This window comes from Flagellimonas nanhaiensis, assembly GCF_003382275.1.
GTDB classification, from domain to species: domain Bacteria; phylum Bacteroidota; class Bacteroidia; order Flavobacteriales; family Flavobacteriaceae; genus Flagellimonas; species Flagellimonas nanhaiensis.
Window position 1 is genome coordinate 94,498 of the sequence record NZ_QTJX01000006.1, and the last position, 22,990, is coordinate 117,487.

The following is a 22,990-nucleotide window of genomic DNA, read 5'->3' on the forward strand; positions in this document are numbered from 1 at the left end:
ACTGCGGTCCGGCCTGTCTGGAGATGGTGGCTCAATTTTATGGCCTGCGGACGGACCGTGCCCAGCTCCGGCATTGGAGCCACCTGGAACACAATGGATCTTCTTTTGCCGGATTGAAGGAAGCTGCTGAACAATTGGGTTTCGATGCCCTTCCCGTTGAGATAAGCCACCGGGAGCTTCGCAAGGAAGCTCCCTTGCCCTGTATCCTACACTGGGAGAACAAACATTTTGTGGTACTTTATGAGTTCCAAAAGGGAAAGGTGGTCGTCGGCGATCCTGCGCAGGGTGTGCTAAAACTTTCCTTTGACGCTTTTTTGGGGCATTGGCTTCCAGAAAGGAAGGCCGAAAAGGGCTTTGCACTCCTGTTGGAACCGCTTCCCGAAACAGAACCCATATACCCACGGGAGAAGCATATCAGGGGATTTTCCCGCTTATGGGGCTATTTCAAGGGCTATCGGAAAGTGGGCCTGCAATTGGGGATTGGGCTGCTCTTCGGCAGTCTGGCTCAGCTGGCCCTGCCCTTTCTGACCCAGGCCCTGGTGGACTACGGGGTGCAGTTCCAGGACCTCCATTTTGTGCATATCGTACTGTTGGCCCAGGTGATCTTTTTCGTTTCCCTCTCCTCGGTAGAGATCATCAGGGGATGGATTCTGTTGCATCTGACCCAAGAGGTCAACCTGCGGTTGGTGTCGGATTACCTACGGCGGTTGCTCCGTTTGCCCATCCCTTTTTTTGCCTCCAAGCATTCCGGTGACCTTATCCAGCGGATACAGGACAATAGAAAGGTACAGGAGTTTGTCTCCTCCCAAAGCCTGGGTACGCTCTTCAGCACGGTAACGCTCTTGGCATTTGGGATTGTTTTTTGGTACTATAACATCCAACTGGCCCTGGTCTTTGTGATGATGTTGTTGGGCTATGGGCTTTGGTCCCTTTACTTTCTCAAAAAACAGTTGCGTTGGGACCACCAACGCTTCCAACGGGAATCCGAGACCCAAAGGACCATCTGGCAGCTTGTCCGCGGCATTGTAGCCATTAAGGACAACCTGTCGGAAAAAAAACATCGGACATTATGGGCCAAACTGCAGCGCAAACTCTTCAAGGTCCAGCATGCCCAACTTGCATTGGTACAAAAACAACGGTATGGTGCCCTTTTCCTGCACCAACTGGGATCGTTGTTGTTGCTGTTCCTTTCCGCCCGTTTGGTCATCGAGGGCCAATTGACCCTGGGGGCCATGCTCTCCATCCAGTTCATCATCGGGCAGGTGGGGCTGCCCTTGGGCCAGATTGCCCAGTTCTTTGTGGAGTTGCAGGCGGCCCGATTGAGCCTCGAACGGATGGAAGAGGTCCATGCCCACCCCGTGGAGGAAATGAAGGGAGCCACCCCGAATGCAAAGGGGAGTATTCACATCGAAGACCTCACCTTCCGGTACGGCCCTAAATCCCGGCCCTTGGCCCTGGACAGGGTCAGCTTTACCATAGCCCATGGGAAAACGACCGCATTGGTGGGGGCCAGTGGCAGTGGGAAGACCACGCTGCTGAAACTGCTCTTGGGACACTATCCGGATTACGGGGGAAGGATACGATTGGAAAGGACCGATTTACGGCATGTTTCCAAAGGGGAATGGCGCAAGGCCTGCGGTGCGGTGATGCAGGAGGGCTTTCTCTTTGAGGACACGTTGCTGTCCAACATTACCGAATCCAAACAGGGACGGATCGACGAAGGGCGTCTGCAGGAAGCGATACAGTTTTCCCATCTGGAAGAGATGGTCAATGGACTCCCCTTGGGCCTACAGACCCGAATCGGGGCGGATGGTGCATCGCTCAGTGGCGGGGAACGGCAACGGGTACTATTGGCCCGTGCGCTCTACAAACGACCCAGTTTCTTCTTTTTGGACGAGGCGACCAGTGCCATGGATACCCAACTCGAACGCAAGGTAATGCAAGGCTTACATGGATTCTACAAAGGACGGACCGTACTGGTCATTGCCCATCGGATGAGCACCGTGCGCAATGCCGACCTTATTGTGGTGCTGGACAAGGGTATGGTGGTGGAACTGGGAACCCACAGGGAACTGGTGGCCCAAAAGGGACATTACTATGGACTGGTACAATACCAATTGGAGTTGGGCGGATGAAGGACACACAATTCCATAGTCTGGAAGAATATCGCAAATCCCATGAAGGGATGCCCGGCGCATTGCTAAGCTATGGGACCTATGCCATTGTCGTTTCCACGATGCTTTTGTTATTGATTGGCCATTGGATCTCATACCCCGATGTAGTATCAGGGCCGGTAAAGGTGATGGGGAGCAATCCCGTGGTATACCTCTCACCCCAACTGGACGGCCGCATCGGTCAGCTTTTCTGCAGGTCGGGGGATATGGTGATGGAAGGGCAGGTCCTCTTGGAACTGGACAATCCCGCACAGTATGCCGACATCCAAAGGGTACGGCAATGGCTCGATACCTTGGGGCTAGCGGCAAGCGATACCCTTCCACCTGACCATATGCATTTCCCAAAGGTGATGCAGCTCGGCAAGGTACAGCCCTACTTTTGGGCGTTTTTGGAACAATGGAAGCAAAAACTGCTATGGCAACGGTTGCGACCCGACGACATGCACGGCTCCATTACCCGGGACCGTACGTCCCACAATTCGCGATGGCTATTGGATTCCGAACGTTTGGAGCGTGAACTTGAAAATACCGTCAGATTGGGGGCCAAAGATGTGGAACGGTACAAGACCCTTTACCAAAAAGGGGTGGTCAGCACCTCGGAATATGAGGAGCGGCAACGGCAACAGCTTCTTCGAAAACAGGAACTTACCGCGCTGCGCCAGCGTATGGCGGAGACCCGGTTGTTTATCCTTTCCCAGGAGGATGGACGGCTTCTTCAGGGACTGGAACTCTCCCGGGAACAGGGGCTGTTGGAGGACAGGCTCCGCCATACCCGTTCGGAACTGCTGGGTGCCTTGGAAGCGTATGAACGAGATTATGTATTGGTGGCCCCAACATCCGGAACGGTCAATCATTTGCAACCCTTGGCACTCCGTCAACAGGTATTTGAGGGGAAGCCCTTGTTTGCCATATTTCCCCAAAAAAACGAATCGGGCATCGGGCAGATGGAGGTAACGGCCATCAACAAGGGCAAGGTCCGAAAAGGGCAAAAGGTGCTGTTGCAACTGGAAAACTATCCCACATCCGAATATGGCACTTTGGAGGCCCAAGTCCAGGGGGTGAACCAAGTTCCCCATCCAGAAACGGGTAGCTACGGAATCACATTGCGAATACCATCCATGGAGACCAGCTATGGAAGAACCCTCCCATTGGACGGCGTGTCTTTGGGCACAGGGCGCATCGTTACCGAGGAGATGAGCTTGTTGCAACGGCTCTTCCGAGGTATTCGGGCACAGTTCCAACGGAACTGAGTCAATTACTTGCCCATCCGTGCCATCTGTGAGGCGTAGGCCCGGTCAAGAAACTCATACAGCAGGTATTCGAATTGGCCATGGTCCGTCAAAAAGCATTTGTTGACGTGCATGTGGAGGATATCCCTGATGATCTGGGCCTTGGAGGTTTGGGTATCTCCCTCGATGTCAGATAGGCCCTTGGCCATTGTTTGTCCCAAGGGGTATTGCCTTTCAACGTTGATTTTTTCGGTATCCTGGGGCAGAATGATTTTAGGATTCAATTCCCGATAGGCCTTCGAAATGGCCTTTCGGGAACGCTCGGAAAACTCCAGACGATCCTTAAAGAATTTTTGTTGTTCCTTGATAAACCTGTGTTGCTTCGCACAATCAGGATAGACGGCTGCCAATAGCCGGGGCCATAGATTGGCCAATCGCAGCAACCTCTTTTCCTCGGACAGCCGTTCCCCAAAAAGGCCGTGCGCATGCACACTTTGAAGATGGAAGAGCTGAAGGACCGTTTCCATATTGAGGACCCCGTAGCGTTCAAATTCCGGGACATAGGGCTTCCACTGGATTTTCCAAAGCTTTCGAGGCTCCAGATAGGGTTGCATATGTGAGATGATATGTTCCTTGATGACCTGTTGTTTCAAGGAATGCACCAATATCCGGAACCGCATTTGGGGCAGACTGTCCCAATACCGGACAAAGAACCAGGAAGCGATCCATGGCCGAAAGGCATCGGTCCGAACAATGGGCAGTAGGTCCCGCATCCCTATATCATGGGTCATTTGGGGCGTGCCCCAAATCTCCAGAGAAAGCCAATGCGGGGCGTTATTTCCCATCACCGGTTGTTTTTTTAAGGAAGGAAAACTGGAGCTCACTGGCATAGGCATTGCCATGGGTATCCCTGACCACCGGCCCGCCAGGGGGCAGGTATTCCTTGAAGACCAAAGGCCGATCACCGGGATGCCGCTTTATGAAGATTTGCATAAGCCTCAGATCTTTGGTATCCAACACCAAGCGTTGGTCGTCAAGGGACCAACATATTTTTTTTGGCAGGTCGTGATGCTGGCAGAATTTAGGCCACTCGGTTTTAAAAGTGTTCCGGCAATGGATCATTGCTTTTAGTTGGTCAATGGATTCTTGGGCAAAATGCCATTGTCGTTTGGCAACCAACGCATCCCTGTACAGCACCCGCGGAAGCCGTAACGTGCTCTCCGGCAACGGTCCCCAATCAAAGTGGGCATAACGGCGTTTCCCACCAAATTGGTGGTCCCCCAGAAAACGGTAGAGTGCCAAAGGACTTCGGTGGTGGTCGTGGGCAGTGGTCAGATATGGCTGGACAGGCCTGCGCGATGTACCTTCAATCAGGACCAGACCCTCCTCGGTGTATTGCAGCCACAGGTCATCCAAGGAAATAGGATTGGTCTCGTCCTTTCGCCTTCCATTGTTCAAATGGAGGATATGCATTCGCAACATCGTACGGCAGGTCACAAGGGATTCCTTTGCTGGGGGAAGATAGGCCACTTCCATCGAAAGGGCATTGTTGCCCCTTTCTTCAAAATTGCAAATCTGTTCTGTCCATTTTTTGAATGCCACGTTTCCAAAACCGTGTCTGGCGTGCAACACGGCGGCCGAGGCACCGCCAAAGGAGAGCGGATGGCAAAATGTTTTTTCGCCCCAACGGACCCATTCCACCAGACCAAAAAAGGAACGGCCAAAACCAAAATCGGGCGGCACAAACGACTTTAGGTCCTCATCCTGTAATTGGATAGTATCGTTTTCAGGGTTGGCTTTCCATTGGGCCCAAAGCCATTCCTGGGCGGGAGTGTATTTCGGTGGATTGCAGTTTTGTTTTGGTGCAAGTCCAAAGGGCCTGATAAAGTTGTCGCCTTGGCGGTACTGACCAATGGGATAGCCCAGGCCATATTCACCATCCATGGCATCCACCAACCGCACTTTTTCGGTTCCGAATAGGGTATGGAATGCCTTGGTAAACTCAGCGTAATCCGAATTTTGTTTGCCATTGGAAAAGAGGCCGGAAACCTTCAGGGCATCCCTGAGCTGATGCTTCAGGCGATGGTCCAATTTGGCCCGTTGGAATTGAGGATAGCTATTTATAAAAATGTTCATTTTATTCCTTTCGCTCTCATCTTCGTGTACGGTGATATGGGGATGGAACACCGAGGGAGCCGTTTCGGAAAGCAATATCTTGCTGTCAACCAGCTGTTGTAAATAGGCGTTGGACAGTGCCCGGGAATGTCCCAGATTTGAAAGGGTGGCAACCAACGCCGGTTTGGTGACCCCATTTTGTGCCCTTTCCAGCAGTCGTTCAAGTGCCTTGGTCCGAGCCACTTCCCGGAGACTTGGGTTTTTTCCGGATTCGTTGAAATCCCAATAGCGCCAGCAGTCCTTTCCTGAATAGAGCATCGGATTTGGGAACCAAAGGGTCTTTTCATCGTTCGGTCCTAGTCCATCGGAATCCCTTTTACATTTCAACTTGATCTCGGATCTTTCCACTGAACCACGGATGTTTTGGAAGCACAATTCAGTAGTGTCCGCGAAACGCCCTAGGGCGGGCCCGGCGAACAGACCAAAGGGCGTTGCCCTGGTACGGCTGCGGATATGGTATTTCATCAAAGTGTACCATAGGCCATCTGTTTTTTTGGGGTCATTGTTCTCCAACCATCTCTCGATTTCATTTGATAGTCCCGGGGCAGCATGTTGCACGGCGCTACGGAAAGGGATTTCGGACCACAACTTACCAATACCAGTTAGGGTAGGTTCCCATTCGGGATTGGGGCCTTCGCTTCCCAAGGGTAAAAAGGGGATACGCACAATAAAGGTGTCGTCAATGGAATAATGGTCGAAAAGATTGCTGTCGCTTTGATCCACAAGGGGCTTTTGTTGGGGAATGTAGTCCGATTACAGACCCCGGACAATCTTTTTTGGAAAAGGGATTTCCCTTTGTCGGTATTTTCGTTCGCTTTTCGGGATTGGGGCGTTGAAACCCGAGAAAAAATGACCTTTGAAGCGTAATTTCATAGGAGGTTATCAATACCAAAAACACCCTTACTACTATGGAGGTTTCCACCATCATTTCGGAATTTGACGAAGCCCTTGGCAATCTGCGCCAGGAAGGGCTCTCGGTGCTGGAACGTGCGAATAAGGGAATCGGCCTTTGCAGGAAGACCCTGGGCCTATTGCGTAACGAAGTGGTAGCCAAGGGCTTTCCAAACGAAATTTCGGAAATCCATTTTTTTAAGGAAATCAAACCGATTCCCATGCAACATTTGGTATACTATACCGAAGTCCACAAGTGCGAACTGAAACTGCCCAGGCTTGGACTAAAATCCCAACTGAAGTTTCTCCAAATAGAAAGGAAGCGTCTCAACGCCTTTTTTGGGTCGCACTTGGAATTCCATCGTTATCTATTGGAAGGGCGAACGGGCCGGGACACCCATTATTTTACTAGGGAAAAGGGAATGGTTCATCCCATTCGGGAGGGTTATTCCTATCGGTACGACAACGAGTTCGAGACCTCCCATGACATGCTCTTGGCCACTTTCAAGGGCCTTGAACGGTATGGCAATTATCTAAAAGAAATGGAACACCGGTTGACAGCCTTGGGAACGGGAGTTACCAGAACCCCCATGGATGGAGCCCCTGCCTTTTTGTTCACCTTGCCGGATACCGCCGCTGTGGAGCTGGCCTATGCGCTTCGAGAGGCAAGGGCGATCAACCACGGGGATTTCGAGATCAAGGCCTTTGTGGAATATTTCGGGAAGGTGTTCGGCTTTGAGGTCAAAGAGCCCTATATGCTGTTGCACCAGATTGCCAACCGAAAGAAGGAACGGGCCAAATATCTACGGAGGTTGCTCGATGCCTTCCTTGGCTTTTTGGACGGAAGGGATGCCTGAGTTTTTATATAGTTGTTATCTACTATATAAAAACCAGATTGTCCGATTTGTGACATTTTTTCAGAACGATTATGATGATATTTTTATTGAAGTAGGTCATTTCGGTCTGCCATTTGGCGGATTGGTAAAAACTATATAGTCGTTATATACTATATAAAAACTTCGCTTAGGGATAGTCAAATTTGTACCGAAAACAACAAGGACCCTCGGGTTCCCATAAAAAAACAAAGACCAATGCCCACATCCATCGTTACCACAGAAGACCTTGAGAAGTTCCAGCAGGAGCTCCTTGGGGAGATCGGACGGCTTTTGGACGAAAGGACAAAGCTGGCCAAACCCAAAAACTGGTTGCGCTCGACGGAGGTGATGGACCATCTGAAGATCAGCCATGCTACTCTCCAGAATCTGAGGAACAACCGGACCATTCCCAGCTATAAGATCGAGGGACTGATCTACTATGACCGTGAGGAGATAGATGCGATCATCGCCGAAAACCGGTTGTTCCCCATAATCCAACAGTAGATGAACTATATCCAGCACTTGAACGCTCGTTTTGTGGATTTCTATGGGGATGACCGACTCCATCCCGGACATTTCTCCCTCTACATGGCCCTGTTCTTTTATTGGAACCTGCACCGCTTTCCAGAGGAGTTTTATGCCAATCGTGCCGAGTTGATGACCATGGCCAAGATCGGTTCCAAGTCCACCTACCACCGCCTCCTCAAAGAGTTACAGGATTTTGGCTATATCGAATACCTTCCCGCCAAAAGTCCCCACGAACTTTCAAGGGTCGCACTATCCCAAAACTGTACCGATAACAGTACACTGATGGGACGCACCCGTACCATATTTGGGACGTACCGTCCCAAATCTGTACCGGACACCTTATATAGAAAACAATACAAACCCAATAAACGCTCTTTGGGAGCAAAGCCCAGAAGCCAATTGGAAGTATTGGATTCTTTTAAGGAAAAAAAGTATGATCTGGAAGAGGCCTTCAAATTTTTTAACCACTACCAGGCCATCGGTTGGAAAATCGGCGGCAAGGTCACCATCCAGGATTGGAAGGCCGCGGCCGACAATTGGATGCTAAAGGCGCGGGAACTGGCCCGTGAAAGGAAGGAAAAAAGGGCTTTGGGCAGCGGGGACCATTTGATCACCACAACGGAAAAGGACTATGGCGAACCCCTCTAAGATAACCGAAGGCAGCGTGGTCTATTCCCTTGGGGAACTCAGCGGCAACCGGGTGGACTACGATTTCAAGAAAATCATCATCTACCTAGAGGCCAAGGGACGGTTGCTCTTCGGTAGGCAGTTCAAGATCTACGATGAGGACAGGGAAATCCTCTTCAAACTTTGCAGCTATGCGATCCGTGACTTCGGGACCTGCCGCAAATTGGGCATCGACCCCAACAAGGGCATCCTGCTCTCCGGGCCGGTGGGCTGTGGTAAGACCAGTCTGATGAAATTGCTCCGGTATGTGACACCACATTTCAAACCCTACGAAATGATGCCCTGCCGCAATATCGTTTTCGGTTTCAACCATATCGGCCACCGCATCATCGAGGATTATGGGGATGGGAGGTTCTATTGTTTTGACGATTTGGGCATCGAGCCGATGGGAAGACATTTCGGAAAGGACTGTAACGTGATGGGGGAAATCTTGCTTTCCCGGCACGAGCTGTTCCTGAATTCGGGCCTCCGCACCCATGCCACCACCAACTTGAACGCCCAGGAACTGGAGGAACGCTACGGAGCGCGTGTCCGAAGTCGGATGCGGCAGCTGTTCAACTTGGTGGCCTTTGACAAGGACTCCAAGGATAAACGCACCTAGGGATCATTGATCCTTTTATTATAAAAATTAAAACTGAAACAATAAGGATTTCCGGCAATTAAGGAATTACAAAACAAAATGAACAATGAAAATAGCAAGCTTTAACATCGAGAATTTGTTCCATCGCGATAGTGGATTGGTGCATGGGAACAAGAGCAGAAACTTCCAATCCTGGGTGGACGAGTTCCACAGGCTGATGGGCAAATCGCTCCGGTCGGATACTGACTATAGCCGACTGCGCGAACTGGCCTTTCTGTTGGGGTTCACTTCAAAGGCGACCGAACCTTACCTGGTGCTCCGTCAAAAAGGGGGACAATTGTACGTCAAGCCCAGGGGAAGCCAAATGGAGGAGCGGGCCACGGACAAAGTGGGCTGGAACGGATGGGTACAGGTACATTCCCTTCCCATTGCAGAAAAGACCTTAAAGAACAAGGCCTTGGCCATCGCCACCGTGAATCCGGACGTGTTGGTTTTACAGGAGGTTGAGGACGGGCTTTCCCTGGCCGAGTTCAATGCGATGACACTGGTGGAACATGGGATGGCGCCTTTTGAGCAACTGCTCCATTTGGAGGGAAACAGCAAAAGCGGGCTCGGCATGGCCATATTGACCAAGAAGGGCTATGAAGTGGACTCCATAAGGAGCCATGCCCATAAAAAGGGTGCGGACGGTCAGCATCTTTTCGATATCGATTGTCCGGAATATACCATTATCACGCCAAGAGGGGAATCTGTAACGGTCATCAACGGCCATTTTCCGAAAGGGGGTACAGATAATCAAGATCATTCCCGAAGGAAGGCGCAGGCCGAACACGCGAAAAACCAGTATAAAAAATTACTGATGTCTGGACACGAGCACGTGCTGATCTGTGGTACCCTGAACGATGTCCCCTATAGTGATGCCCTTTCACCTTTGCTAAGGGACACCCGTTTAAGGGACATATCCAAGCATGATGGTTTTGAGGTGGATTCTGACAGGGGCGGTGATGCCACCTACTTTCGGATGGGGGCCTATCGTAAGGGTGTCAACCTGAAGCAACGGGACTATATGCTGTGCTCCCCCGTACTTTTTGCCAAAATGGATACCTGTGGCATGAACCGTCGTGGGGTATGGCCCATCAAAAAAACCCAATGGAATGTCTATCCGACCGTTACCTCGAAGGAGAACCAGGCCAGTGGACATCCTTTGTTGTGGGCTCAATTCCAGAATTTATGAGCCACGTAGAAGGGAGCGCAGGGATTCCCATAAAGCCAATATGATGGACTTCAATTGCGCTGCCAATTCCTTGAATACCTCAATCATGGTCAAAATATTCATGGATGCTTTCCAAAATGGCTAGGGCAAGACCCGTGCGCCCTTTCTTGGTCTTAAGATAACCGGACTCCTCTGAGTTGGATAGGAATCCCATTTCCAGGAGAATCGATGGACATAGTGCACGGGTGTCTCGAAGCACCTGAAAATTGGCTTGTTTGACACCACGGTCCTTGAACCCGAGTTTGTCCCGAAGTTTTAGGACCACTGACCTAGCCACCGATTCGGACGCTTTGGCATATGGGTTTTGGGCACTCTGGAAAGGCCGCCATACAAAGACCTCCAACCCTTGGGCCTTTGGATTGGGGGCATGGTTTCCATGCAGGGATACATAAAGCTTTGGGACTAACAATTTCGCCAATCTTGTGCGGTCACCTAGGGATATCAGGGTATCGTTATATCGGGTCAGGTAGATCTCCAGGGTATTGCCATGGAGTTCGCGGTTAAGCTGGACCACCTTCTTGGCCACCTGGAGGACCATCTCCTTTTCAAGGATGCCGTTGGTGCCCACCGCCCCGGAATCGACCCCTCCGTGGCCCGGGTCAAGGATCACCCGGATTGTTTGGGCCTTCTCCTGTGCATGGATTTTTATATTCCAAATGGGAAGCTGGATTAATAGAAGCAGGAACAGAAATGTAGTATAGCTTTTCATCATGGTCATGACTTTTATCTACTGCACAATTTTCAATGATTTGTGAAATTAGATGTGAATAATTTAAATTTTAACTCTAAACAGTGTTAATTTTTACATTTTATTCGATGATATCATAAAAACGTTGGAGATTTCGTATAGAAATGTTCCGGGCCTCATCAGCCGATCAAGGAGCATGGAGTTATTCATCAATCATTAACCCGGCCGGACCCGTTCCTATCGGTCAAGGTTCGGCCTTAAACGAACACTTATGAAAAACCAACGAAGGATAGCCCTGCTATCAATGTCATTGTTGACCGTCTTGCCGCTCCAGGCCCAGATCGGGGGCATCGAGGATTCCGTAAATGAAATCTCTGACACCATAAGGGTCATCTTCCCCATTATCCTGGGGGTTATCTTTTTGATCGGATTCCTGTTCAATGCAGGCCATTTCTTTGGGGAGAATGCCGATATGAAACGGGGCATCACCCGCGTACTCGTCTTTGTACTTATCGCTGGGGCCGTCGTGGGCATCTTTACCTATCTCATCACCTTGGTCGTCTAGCCACATTGTGGACTTATTTAATTAAACCGTATGAAAAAGTACCATATCCATCGGGACATCCGGGCACGTGCCTTGATCTTTGGTCTTCCCGTATCTTTTTTCGCAATCCAGATGCTGGGAGTCATCGCATCCCTTTTGGTCATTATCTTCTCCTTCAGCTTTGCACTGATATTCGGGGCACTTATGGGGAACGGCCTGCTCTACGCCGTATTGTTGAAACTGGAGAACCGACCGGATCTATTGGCCAACCCCAAGGTGTTCCCAAACGCCATCTCCAACAAGAAAACTAACCTGTTGCACTATGCCGATGAATTTTAACGATCATTATCCCTTGGTGGACATTGAAGGGAACCGGGCCTTTGCCAACAACGGTAACATTATCTTGGGCTATCGATTGGAGCTTCCAGAGATCTATTCCCTTTCGGAGAAAGATTTTGAGGAACTGCATGGTACCTGGTTCCAAGCCCTGAAATCCTTGCCGACCGGAACAGTAGTGCACCGACAGGATGTTTACCTCAAAAAAGCTTTTGGGGCGGCAAACCTTCCCAACACTACTTTTTTGGAACGGGCGACCCATCGTCACTTCAAGGGGAGGGAATACGTTTCCCATTCGGCTTATCTCTTCTTTATCTGGCCAAGAGCCAAGGGACTGCACAGGGCCAAATATATCAATCCGTTCAAGCTGGTTCCAAGGACGTTGAGCGGAGAACTCTCGGAAAGTGCCACCTCCTTTGTACAGGCCGTGGGGGATGCCGTCCGCTTTCTCTCCAACAGCCCGAAACTGGAGTGCCATCCCTTGAACCAAGTGGATATCCTTTCGCTTACGGATAACTATTTCAACGGGTACAATGAAGGCTGTGATACCGACATTCTATTGGAAAAGGACAAGATTCAGATTGGGGACCACCATTTTGGGGTATTGGCCCTGAACCATGAGGCCTGTTTCGGGGAAACGGTGCGGACCAGTACCTTCAATCCCGCCCTGACCTCTGACGATTTCAGTTTTCATCAGGGTTTCATGGACAGTCTAGGACTGTCCCTGGACGGTAATCATATGGTCAACCAGATTCTATATCTGGATGACCGCCACAAATGGCGCAAAGTTTTGGAGAAGCGAATCGAGGAACTGGCCAAGAGTTCCAGTTTCGGTTCGCGTAACAAAGTATTGCACGAAAAGATATCCAAAACACTCGATGACATCAATCGGGACGATTCCGCACGGTTGGTCCGGGGGCAGCTCAACATCATCCACTGGGGCCGGGATGCCCGGGAACTGGAACACCTGGCCTCCGAGATTAAGGCCCGGTTCAAGGAACTTGATATGATGCCCTATGCCCCGAAAGGACAAGAGCGGGCAAACTATTTCCTGAACAGCTATTGGGGATTTTCCTCCAATTTCTCGGACAGTGACCTTTTTGTGGCCGACCTCAAACATGCGCTCTGTCTCTATGGCAATGCGACCAACTACAAATCGGATGCCCATGGCATCGTCTTCAACGACCGCCAGCACAACATCCCGGTGCTCAAGGATGTTTGGGATGAGGGAAAGAAACGTATCAAGGCAAGGAACTTTGCCATTTTCGCCCCTACAGGGGAGGGCAAGTCCTTTCTGGCCAACAACATCCTACGGCAATATTTTGAGCAAAGGGTGCGGCTCGTCATCATCGACCTTGGGGGCAGCTATGCCAAGTTTGCCAAGCTCTATCCCGATGACTATACGATCCTTCGGTACGAGCATGGAAAGAACCTAGGCATCAATCCCTTTTATATAGCACAAGCTGACGATGTCAGCCCCGAGAGACTGGAGGACCTGATGGTGTTCCTGTTCGAGCTGATGGGCGGTTCCTCCAAACCCAACAAAGGGGAGGCAGTGGCCCTCAAACGGATACTGCATTCCTATTACCAGAAAGTGGACAAGGACCATTCTTTGACCGGATTCTATGGGTTTGTGGAATCCAACAGGGAAGGGCTATTGGAAAAACTGGGAATCGACACGGCCTATTTCAATGTGACGAACTTTCTGCACATCCTTTCGGAATATGTCGGGGAGGGACTCTACAGTTTCCTGTTCGAGGTGGACGGTGACCAATCCTTTCGATTGGAGGAAAAACGGTTGATTGTATTTGAACTGGACGAGGTATGCGACAACAAGGAAGTTCTCTCGGTGATGCTCAAGCTCATCAAGTCGGCCATCCAGCGCACTATTTGGCGGAACCGTTCGGAGCGGGGCATCATCCTCTTCGATGAGTTTGCCAAGCAGCTCAAGTTCGAGAACGTATTGGAGAGCGTGGAGTTCTACTACCAGGCCATCCGGAAACAGAACGGGGCCATTGGCATCATCTTGCAGTCCATCAACCAATTGCCGGACAATTCCACATCGGCCGGCATTTTGGAAAATACCCAGATCATCTATAGCCTTCGCAACGAAAAAGGTTATGATGCGCTGGCGAAAAGGCTCAACCTATCATCCCACGACCTGGACCAACTGCGTTCCATACGCAACGACTTGAAGGGGGAACGCAAATACACGGAGATCTTCATCAAGATCGGCAGCGAGGGCAATGTGTTCCGATTGGAGGTCCCGCCCGAGGTGTATGCGGCCTATCTCACCGATGGTATCGAATCCGAGCGCATCATGGCCCTTTATGAATCCGAAGGCTGTATGGAAAAGGCCATCAAAAAATTCTTGAACCCAAAAAATACAACAACATGAAGAAAAAACTTATAACATTTGGACTGGCCCTAGTCTTGACTCTTTTCTTGCCAGGCCGTACTACAGCCCAGGGTATGCCGGTCTATGACAATACGAACTTTGTCAGCCTGGTCAAGCAACTCGTGGAATCCGCCAAGCAGACCGTCGAACTGTTGAAGATGGTGGAGCACCTGCAAGAGGCCAAGGAAAAGTTGGAAAAAGTCAACAATGCGGTACGGCAGTACCAGGCTGTTCGGGACATCACCCGAGACAACCAAAGGTTGGTGGATTTGGTACGGAGCGATCTTAGGGAAATATTGAACTCCCCCTATATCCATCCCGACGAGGTGGGCATCATCTCACGGGACTTTGATGCCATCATCGAGAATTCCCTTGGCCAACTGGAGTTTATGGGACAGGTGCTGAGCAATGACTATTTGAACATGACCGATGCCGAACGGCTGACCATCTTGGAGGGACATCGGGAGAGTACACGGCAAATGGTGGCGGATATACGGGTCAAGAGAAAGCGGTATGCCCTGGTCATTTCCTTTAGGGAGATGCGGGACCGTATCAACAATCGCGAAACCAATTTCTGAAAAATGTTCCTATCCATCGGACTCGAATATGTGGATACGGTCTTTCAGACCATTAAGGACAGCAATTTTGCCACCTATGCCATAGGGGGCATGAAGGCCCTTGCCGTAATGTTCTTCCTGGTCAACATCCTGAAAAAATACTATGAGGGAGGAGCCAATAGGGAAGGGATGACCTGGGGGCTGACCCCGACCGATCTAATCAAGAACTTTGCCGTAGTGTTGGTGGTCATCTTTTCCACCGAGGTACTGGACGCTTTTGATGCCATTTTGGTGGCCATAGAGGGTCAGTACCGGGACACGGCCCCAATCCTACTTCCATTACAGTTACAGGAATTGGCCATCGAGGAAGAAAGTACAGGCCTTCTGGATGCCACGGCACGGGCAATGGCCCTTTTGTACGAATGGCTTGCCACCCCCTTTTTGGGTCTTAGGACCCTGGCCTATGCCGGGGGACTAATCCTTTGGATATTGGATTTGTTCATCTATCCCCTTTTCTTGGCCGAGCGATATTTCCTGTTGGGGATCATGCAGGCCTTCTTTCCATTGGTCACCAGCATGGCCGTCTTCGAAAAGTTCAGGGAAATGGGTTATCGCTTCTTTCGGCTCTACGCCGCGGTCTATATGATCGTGCCCGCCTTTTTTCTGGTCAATGTCTTTGTGAACGAGCTCTACCAGGAGGTCACCGATAATTTCTGGCCGAACCTATTCGGGACAGACTTTGGGAGCCAGCTCTTTGCTCCGATAATTGAACTGGCTGTAGTCGGTTTTATCATCCTGCTCAAGTTCAAGCTCTATAAACGGGCGACCAGTTTCACCTTTCGCCTTTTTGCCAGCGGCTAAGTCAGTCGATAATGGACATTAATCAATAAAAGATAAAATGAAAGCAACTTACAAAAACATCACCGAGATTCTAAGGCTCAATCGCTTTGTTGTAATAGCGGTCACAACACTCTGCCTGCTAACAAGCGGATTTTCGCTCTGGACAGCACACCGGGCACAACGGACCCTCTTGGAAAGTGCTTTTGCGGTCAATACCGACGGTTCCGTAATCCCCCTGAAACTGGTCGAACAGCGGGAGAACCTGGAGGTGGAGGCCCGCTCCCATCTTCAGCTTTTCCATCAATATTTCTACGGCATCGATGAGAGCAACTTTGAAAGGAACCTCGAAAAGGCCCTATGGTTGGGTGATGGTTCGGTCGATGAAGCGTACCGCCAGAAACGGGCGGATGGCGTATACAACCGCCTCTTGCAGTATTCCTTGGTGCAAAACATCATCAATATTGCAATCGAGTTGGAAATAACAAAGGGAGGCAATGCCTCCTTTGAAGTGGAGACTTTGTTTGAGATAGACCGTGGTGCCGTTACCGACCAATACCGTTTGGTAACCACTGGAAAGCTCATAAATGTGGACCGCCATTTCCCCAACAACACCCACGGATTGTTGATCACCGAATTCTTTGAAAAGTCCCTGCAGAAACTAGAGAATGAAGATAAAACCAACTGATATGAAAGCACAGAAGAACAAGATCATCTTTATCGCCGTCATTGCATTTGTCATGCTATTTATGGTCTGGTACTATATGGATGTCGTGGCCAAGGGCGACAGTGCCCGGGTGGAACTCCAACAGACCGAGGTGCCGACCTTGGAAGAGCAGCAAAAGGAGTACAGCTCCAAATTGGAGGCCGTCAATGACGTCAAGGAGGAAAAGGAGAAGACAGCCCCCAGTGTATACTCCGAGACCGATATCGATTCCACGGGTCTATACGACCCTGACCTAGAGGAGAAACGGCGGCAAAAACTAGTGGACAGCATCTACCGCCATGGGCGTATCAACTATACCCAGGTCCCGGAAAAAGTCGTACCAAACGGCTATCAAATGGGAATCAAATCCAGGGCACCATCAAAAAATGAGGTTCGGGAAACAAGGGATTTCTCTCAGGCCCATGCGGCCTTTTTCAATTCGGCACCGACCATCACCAATCCCGAAACGGAGTTGGAATCCCCATCCAATGATGCCTTTATCATCGTGGAAGTGAACGGAGAACAAACGGTGCGCCAAGATGAACGCTTGGAACTGCGTTTGGCCGTGGATGCGGAGATTGCGGGCCGTATCGTACCAAGGAATACTCTGGTCTATGGGTTTGTCACTTTCCAACCGAATCGTGTACTGCTCAACATCACCAATATCGAACACCAAAAGGTATCCTTGAAGGCCTATGACCTTTTGGACGGGAACGAGGGTATCTATATACGGAACAGTTTCCGGGCGGAGGCACAACGCGAGGTGCTGGACGACGTGGTCCAGGACATCAACGTGCCGGGCATGCCGCAAGTGGGAGGCATCAAACAGGTCTTCCGCCGAAACAACCGCAATGTGAGGGTCACCGTGCACAATCAGTACCAACTCATCCTAAAGGAATCATAGACCCTTTAAATTATTAGACTTATGAAAAAATTGATTTCGTTACTACTGGTTTTATTCCCAATGTTGACGGGGAATGCACAAGAAACCCTTTATGCCAATGAAACCCATGTGGTCACCTTGTTCTTTCCGAGTCCCATACGACAGGCGGTAACTGGGACGGAACACTTCACCTTCAGTTACAACCGTGATTCGGGGCAGCAATTTGGATTGCTACAAGCCAATACCGGAAGCGATAGCAACCTGTTCGTATTGACGGAGGACGGACGGGTGTATGCCTATGATTTGGTATACAGCAAACAGCTTATACAGAACTATCGTTTTGTTCAAATAGGTGAAAGTATCGGTCATGAATCACAGACCAAACCGGTACAACCATCAGAAGTGGTAGATTCGGTTCCCGAGGTCGGCAATCCATTGCTTGTTGGCCATGAAAACGAACTCATGGTGAAGGGGGCCGAGTACCTGTTGGGCAAAAAGAGTAGGATACTTCGAACCTGCCGTAAGGATGGCCTAGCGCTCCGGTTAAAGGAATTGTTCTATTATTCGGATAAGGTGTACTTGGAATTGGAAATCCAGAACCGATCAGAAATCGATTTTGAGATGGAAGCTCTTGAGATTTTTAGGGTTAACGGTCAAAAAGGCAAAAGGTCCTCCCATCAGAAATTGGAATTGAAACCCATTTTTAAATATCAGGACCCCAATATTATCCGAGTGGGCCAAAAACAGGCTTTTGTATATGTACTCCCCAAATTTACTTTGGGGGATTCCGAAAAATTGACTGTAGAGCTCCATGAGATAAAAGGCAACCGGATGTTACGGTTGATTTGGGATTAAAATTGCCAAACTGTCGAAAAGAGTGCTTTTCAAAATTATAGAGGATGCCCGCAACACAAGAACACAAGCGTTCCGTCTTCAACTTGAAAAAAACAGGGATAAAACATCGTATAAAAAAGTTACGATTATGCCGGTAGCAATAACATAGAAGAATCCCCGATGCAGTAATGACCGATCCTTTGAGGTCTGGTACTGTATTTTGGGATACAGCCATCGGAAATAATGGAATAAGATCCTAAGCACTATTAGACTAAAAAAGAAGACGTAAACGTATAATGCACTTTCCATTAAACGGCTGGAAAATGTATCATTGATGTAAGGACTCATTTTGTAACAAGTCCAAAAACCTATTGGAATGCCTAAGGTCCAAACGATCAGATCATAGACGGTATTCTTATGAATGCGAGATAGTTTGGAACAACGTTTGGCAAAAAAATTATCTATTTCGCTAAAAACCCCATTTGCCCAGGTATTGTCATAACCTTCAACACAGAATTTAGAATCGTTCGGTGTTGCATCACTTGGGGTAAAGGAAAAATCCAAAACTTTTGGTTTGCTAAAATCAATGAATACCTCAAAGCGGTTTCTAGGATAGTAATTGAACCTCGCTTTATACATTAAATCACTATTCACGTAAAGTGTCTTAATCTGCGCGGGGAAGGATACCGAATTAAATACTTCCTCTATCAAACCAAAAAGCTCTTCGCCATCATATCCGACTATCGTCAATTTGAGAGGGGCACAACTCCTCAAATCCTCTAAGGATTTTTCCAGCTTCTCAGCGGGAGTAATTGACCCTATATGGTTGCACTCCATTTCGCAGGCAGCATTTGCCCTTTCCTGTAAAATCTCAAGAAACCTTAACAGATCTTCCCTATTGATGGCCAAGGAATCAATTGGCTTACACAATCTATTTTTGACAACATTCTCAGGCATTTTTTTGTTGTTTATTATACTATTGTTCTGTTGCTAGTCTTCCAAACTAAAAACCAAGAACGAGGGACGCACCCCATTCCTTTTCCGATGGAATTCAGGTCCAATAAATATCTTTAAAAATTTCCTATTTCTTTAGGTCAGACGGCCTCTGCATATAAGTTAACTTCATAGGGAAAAGCAAAGGCACTGTAATCTTCCTCCATCAGCCAACGGCGCTGATCCTCTTTTCTCAGTACAATGGGCATTCGTTTCTTGTTGTTGTGAATCTCTGCCATCAGTTCGTTGGCCTCGGTAGTCACGATGCTGAAGGTGTCCCGTTTCTCCCCCGTGACCTTGTCGGTCCAATGGGAATAGATACCGGCCAGGGCAAAGATTTCCTGGTCCTTGGGCCGTATCAGGTATTTTTGTTTTTCCTTTCCCTTGGGATCCAGCCACTGCCATTCATAAAAACCATCGGCAATCACTAAGCATCGCTTTTTAGCAGAATTCCTATAGGAGGGTTTTTCGGTAAGAGTTTCCACCTTGGCGTTCAGGGTCGCCCGTTTGATTTTATCATCCTTCGACCAAAAGGGAATCAGGCCCCAATGGTACAACCGTATCTTTCCGGGGTTCTCATCCACGATGACGGGATAGGGTCTATGGGCAAAACCGTTGATTTCTTCTTGTGGTGAATATGCATCGGGTTCCAAAAAAGAGGCCTCAAAGGAAATCTCAATCTGCCCAAGATCGGCATTGAGTCGGGTTCGGTAGCACATACTATCAGTCTTAGTTAGTCATTCCCAAGATACAAAATCAAGATTGGATTTGTTTACGCTTGGCGGATTTGGCAAAGGCATCGCGTTGGAAGGTCGGTTCCTCCGGACTTCGGGGGTCGGCCCTAAACGGCATCTTTTTGGACCAGATAATGCTCATGCTGTAATGCCCGAACTCTTCTGTGACCCTACCATAACAGGCAAATACGCCTCTTCCATGGATTGGATATCTGTCCACCACATTGGTAAAATGGACGGCATCAAAGTACTGGCCCTCCCTATCGATAAAGGTACTAAGCCGCATATTCTGCCCGTGCTTGGTCGTATTGAAGCGGGTGTTGACCACAATGCCATAGAGCAGCATGGGTCGGTTGACATACTTGGGCATGTCCTTTGCCAAGAGTTCGTTCTTTGGTTGCTCCGAAATGATATCGAAATATTCACACAGTGGAAAACCCAAGAGTTCCATCTGGTCGTAGGCATCTTCTAGCCAGTTGTGCTCCAGCTTGGGAAGGGTAAATTCTTTGTGTTTTGGTTTGAAGAGCTTGGGATGGCCCGTACTCCGTTTGGTGGCATTGAGCTTGAAGATGGCCTGCCAGAGCAGTTCACTTTTCTGCATCCCCGTGAACCGAAAGGCCCCGATGCGGATCAGGATGGTCAACTGCTCCAGACTAATGGCCACCCTATCGATAAAGTCATCAAGGGAGGTATAGTTGCCATAGAGTTGACGTTCGGTCAGTAGCCGTTGAATCACCAAGCTTTCAAGATTCCGGAGATAGCCCAACCCAAGGTAAATATCCGCGCCATAGATACAGTTAGGATGTTCGCTCCGGTTGATACATGGGGCATGGATGGTGCCCCCGCACATCCGGGTTTCATGCAGGTAATGCTCCGTGGAATAGAAGCCACCCCCATTGTTGAGCACGGCCACCATAAATTCCAATGGGTAGTAGCATTTCAGATAGAGGCTCTGGTAGCTCTCTACGGCATAGGAAGCCGAATGCCCCTTGGCAAAAGCATAGCCCGCAAAACTGGCAATCTGTTCCCAGATTTCCTTGGCCACGGTATCGGGATAGCCCTTCTCCTTGCAATTGCTAAAATATTTGGCTTCCACCGCCGCAAACTCGGCACGGGAACGGAACTTACCACTCATGCCACGGCGCAAGACGTCCGCTTCCCCCAAGTCCAGGCCCGCAAAATAGTGGGCCACCTTGAGCACATCCTCTTGATAGACCATGATACCATAAGTCTCGGGCATAATCTCGGCCAGAATGGGATGGGCTTCCTTTCGCCTTTCGGGGTTCCGGTGCCTTCGGATGTATTCGTCTTTCATCCCGGAGGAGGACACCCCGGGCCGGATGACCGAACTGGCGGCAACCAATCCGAGATAATCGTTCACCCCCAATTTCTTCATCAGTCCCCGCATGGCCGGGCTCTCCACATAGTAGGCACCTATGGCTTTGCCCTGGCTCAGCAGCGTATTGATATTGTCGTCCTTCTTAAACGTTTCCACTTCCGTAATGTCCAGTGGTGGGTTGTTGGGCTGGTTCTGGTGGATGATCTCAATGGCATCCTTGATCTTGGCCAGTCCCCGTTGCCCCAGAATATCGAACTTGAATATCCCTGCATCCTCGGCGATGATCATGTCAAATTGAACAGTCGGAAAGCCCTTGGGCGGTAAATCGGTGGCCGAATAATAATGGATGGGTTTGTCCAAAATCAATATCCCTGCAGCATGGACACTCAGATGGTTGGGAAATCCCTTGATGAGCTTCGCATAGGTCAGCACTTTTTTGGCGGTATCATCCAATTTGTTGGGGGCAAACCGGCCATCGCTCAATTTGTCGATTTCCTCCTTGGGCAGTCCGAACACCTTTCCTATTTCCCGAACGCTTGCACGGTACTTAAAGGTATTATAGGTAGCCAAGAGTGCGGTGTGGGGAAAACGCTCAAAAATGTAGGCGGTCATTTCGTCCCGATCTTTCCAGGAAAAGTCGATGTCAAAGTCCGGTGGGGAAGCCCGATGCGGGTTGATAAACCGCTCAAAATAGAGGTCCAGTTCGATGGGGTCCACATCGGTGATGCCGATGATATAGGCCACGATACTGTTGGCCCCGCTGCCCCTACCTACATGGAAAAATCCCTGTTCCTTGGCATGGGAAACGATATCATGGTTGATCAGAAAGTAGGAAACAAAATCCAGCTTTTTAATGGTTTCCAGTTCCCGTTGCAAACGGTCCTTGATTTTTTGGTCGGGATTGGGATACCGTTTCGGAAACCCTTCATCACAAAGTCTCTTCAATGTTTCAAAATCATCTTCCTTTGAGGTCCCGAATACCTGTTGGTTTTGGGATGCCCGGCTTTGCCCAAACCCAAAGGAAATGGAGCATTGGTCCATAAGGTTTTGGGTATTCTCGATAACATGGGGAAACTCCTTGTAGCGTTCCAACAGTTCATTTTGGGGCAGCATCTTTTCCGATTTACGGCCCTGATCAGTTTCCTGTAGCTTGCTCAGTAACGTATTCAAGTCGATGGCCCGAAGCAATCGATGGGCATTAAAATCCCGTTGGCTGCGAAAGGTCACTGGCTGCTGGATGACGAGTTTGTCGGTATAGTCCCTGTATTTGGAAAAGGGCAAGCGTCTCAGGTTCTCAATAGAGATGCCGATATATTCATGTTCCCGAAAGAAGGTTTTTTCCAATTGGAGCACCCTTTCAAAGGGATAAATGACAAAGGCATCGGTAAAGATGGGGGCCTCGTCCCAAATTTTGAGGTCATTGTGCGAATGGTAGGACAGTAGTTCATTAAGCTCTTGAAAACCCTTGTTGTTCTTGGCAATTCCCACAAACTGTTGCTGGGCCCCGTTCCGAAAATCGATCCCCACAATGGGTTTGATGCCACACTCGGCAGCCTTTCGGATAAAGTTCAGACAGGCCGAGGTGTTGTTGATGTCGGTCAGGGCCAATTGCAGGAGCCCATTTTCTTTGGCCATTCCCAAGAGTTCGATCTCAGAGAAGGTCCCAAAACGGAGGGAGTAATAGCTGTGGCAGTTCAAATACATGCAGTAATGGTCATTATGGTTTTGA

The 22,990-nt window shown here is 49.4% G+C and carries 21 protein-coding genes; 15 read left to right on the forward strand and 6 right to left on the reverse strand.

The features are described 5' to 3' along the window. The first annotated feature begins 23 nt into the window (after positions 1-23). Together DX873_RS17310 and DX873_RS17315 are read left to right on the forward strand one after the other, a co-directional pair. Positions 24-2,135: a peptidase domain-containing ABC transporter gene (locus tag DX873_RS17310; protein ID WP_417935345.1), complete on the forward strand. Its 2,112-nt coding sequence runs from the start codon at positions 24-26 to the stop codon at positions 2,133-2,135. Next, on the forward strand, positions 2,132-3,424 hold the full coding sequence (locus tag DX873_RS17315) for an HlyD family secretion protein (protein WP_116185752.1): 1,293 nt from the start codon (positions 2,132-2,134) through the stop codon (positions 3,422-3,424). Before DX873_RS17310 ends, DX873_RS17315 begins: the two co-directional genes overlap by 4 nt. Before the next feature lie 5 nt (positions 3,425-3,429). Here the strand turns inward: DX873_RS17315 and DX873_RS17320 are convergent, their stop codons facing one another. Continuing rightward, on the reverse strand, positions 3,430-4,248 hold the full coding sequence (locus DX873_RS17320; protein ID WP_181899551.1) for a thiopeptide-type bacteriocin biosynthesis protein: 819 nt from the start codon (positions 4,246-4,248) through the stop codon (positions 3,430-3,432). Beyond that, positions 4,238-6,301 carry a lantibiotic dehydratase gene (locus DX873_RS17325; RefSeq protein ID WP_116185754.1) on the reverse strand — a complete coding sequence of 688 codons (2,064 nt, stop codon included), beginning with the start codon at positions 6,299-6,301 and terminating at the stop codon, positions 4,238-4,240. Before DX873_RS17325 ends, DX873_RS17320 begins: the two co-directional genes overlap by 11 nt. A gap of 185 nt (positions 6,302-6,486) precedes the next feature. On the opposite strand from DX873_RS17325, the gene DX873_RS17330 reads away from it, so the two are divergent. From DX873_RS17330 to DX873_RS17350, 5 genes are all read left to right on the forward strand, one after another. Further along, the gene (locus DX873_RS17330; RefSeq protein ID WP_116185755.1) at positions 6,487-7,326 is read left to right on the forward strand and encodes an RteC domain-containing protein; all 840 of its coding nucleotides are present in this window, start codon (positions 6,487-6,489) and stop codon (positions 7,324-7,326) included. Between the two features lie 234 nt (positions 7,327-7,560). Next, on the forward strand, positions 7,561-7,848 hold the full coding sequence (locus DX873_RS17335; RefSeq protein WP_116185756.1) for a helix-turn-helix domain-containing protein: 288 nt from the start codon (positions 7,561-7,563) through the stop codon (positions 7,846-7,848). Further along, positions 7,849-8,520 carry a hypothetical protein gene (locus tag DX873_RS17340; protein WP_116185757.1) on the forward strand — a complete coding sequence of 224 codons (672 nt, stop codon included), beginning with the start codon at positions 7,849-7,851 and terminating at the stop codon, positions 8,518-8,520. Next, complete coding sequence (locus DX873_RS17345) at positions 8,504-9,160, forward strand: ATPase (RefSeq protein WP_116185758.1); 657 nt, start codon at positions 8,504-8,506, stop codon at positions 9,158-9,160. Before DX873_RS17340 ends, DX873_RS17345 begins: the two co-directional genes overlap by 17 nt. An 85-nt stretch (positions 9,161-9,245) precedes the next feature. Continuing rightward, a complete protein-coding gene (locus tag DX873_RS17350; protein ID WP_116185759.1) occupies positions 9,246-10,373 on the forward strand; it encodes an endonuclease/exonuclease/phosphatase family protein in 1,128 nt (375 codons plus the stop codon). Between the two features lie 79 nt (positions 10,374-10,452). Here the strand turns inward: DX873_RS17350 and DX873_RS17355 are convergent, their stop codons facing one another. Further along, positions 10,453-11,124 carry an N-acetylmuramoyl-L-alanine amidase family protein gene (locus tag DX873_RS17355; RefSeq protein WP_181899552.1) on the reverse strand — a complete coding sequence of 224 codons (672 nt, stop codon included), beginning with the start codon at positions 11,122-11,124 and terminating at the stop codon, positions 10,453-10,455. A gap of 247 nt (positions 11,125-11,371) precedes the next feature. Between DX873_RS17355 and DX873_RS17360 the strand changes: the two genes are divergently transcribed. From DX873_RS17360 to DX873_RS17395, 8 genes are read left to right on the forward strand one after another with little or no spacing between them, the layout of a single operon-like run. Beyond that, positions 11,372-11,665: a hypothetical protein gene (locus DX873_RS17360; RefSeq protein WP_417935344.1), complete on the forward strand. Its 294-nt coding sequence runs from the start codon at positions 11,372-11,374 to the stop codon at positions 11,663-11,665. A gap of 30 nt (positions 11,666-11,695) precedes the next feature. Continuing rightward, on the forward strand, positions 11,696-11,983 hold the full coding sequence (locus tag DX873_RS17365) for a hypothetical protein (protein ID WP_116185762.1): 288 nt from the start codon (positions 11,696-11,698) through the stop codon (positions 11,981-11,983). Beyond that, entirely contained in the window at positions 11,967-14,378 is a 2,412-nt protein-coding gene (locus DX873_RS17370) for a TraG family conjugative transposon ATPase (RefSeq protein WP_116185763.1), read from the forward strand. The genes DX873_RS17365 and DX873_RS17370 overlap by 17 nt, the downstream gene beginning before the upstream one ends. After that, positions 14,375-14,956 (forward strand): TrbJ/VirB5 family protein, encoded by a 582-nt coding sequence (locus DX873_RS17375; protein ID WP_116185764.1) that lies wholly within the window; start codon positions 14,375-14,377, stop codon positions 14,954-14,956. The genes DX873_RS17370 and DX873_RS17375 overlap by 4 nt, the downstream gene beginning before the upstream one ends. Before the next feature lie 3 nt (positions 14,957-14,959). Further along, complete coding sequence (locus tag DX873_RS17380; RefSeq protein ID WP_116185765.1) at positions 14,960-15,796, forward strand: hypothetical protein; 837 nt, start codon at positions 14,960-14,962, stop codon at positions 15,794-15,796. 37 nt (positions 15,797-15,833) lie between these two features. Continuing rightward, positions 15,834-16,460: a conjugal transfer protein TraK gene (locus tag DX873_RS17385; RefSeq protein ID WP_116185766.1), complete on the forward strand. Its 627-nt coding sequence runs from the start codon at positions 15,834-15,836 to the stop codon at positions 16,458-16,460. 52 nt (positions 16,461-16,512) lie between these two features. After that, entirely contained in the window at positions 16,513-17,382 is an 870-nt protein-coding gene (traM, locus tag DX873_RS17390; RefSeq protein WP_232520972.1) for a conjugative transposon protein TraM, read from the forward strand. 21 nt (positions 17,383-17,403) lie between these two features. After that, positions 17,404-18,216, forward strand: a complete 813-nt coding sequence (locus DX873_RS17395; RefSeq protein ID WP_116185767.1) for a DUF4138 domain-containing protein — start codon at positions 17,404-17,406, stop codon at positions 18,214-18,216. 78 nt (positions 18,217-18,294) lie between these two features. On the opposite strand, the gene DX873_RS17400 is transcribed toward DX873_RS17395, so the two are convergent. From DX873_RS17400 to DX873_RS17410, 3 genes are all read right to left on the reverse strand, one after another. Further along, positions 18,295-19,152, reverse strand: coding sequence for a hypothetical protein (locus tag DX873_RS17400; RefSeq protein ID WP_116185768.1), 858 nt, complete (start codon positions 19,150-19,152; stop codon positions 18,295-18,297). Positions 19,153-19,289: 137 nt separating this feature from the next. Beyond that, entirely contained in the window at positions 19,290-19,907 is a 618-nt protein-coding gene (locus tag DX873_RS17405; RefSeq protein WP_116185769.1) for an SOS response-associated peptidase, read from the reverse strand. 37 nt (positions 19,908-19,944) lie between these two features. After that, positions 19,945-22,965 carry a DNA polymerase III subunit alpha gene (locus DX873_RS17410; RefSeq protein WP_116185770.1) on the reverse strand — a complete coding sequence of 1,007 codons (3,021 nt, stop codon included), beginning with the start codon at positions 22,963-22,965 and terminating at the stop codon, positions 19,945-19,947. Positions 22,966-22,990: the final 25 nt, after the last annotated feature.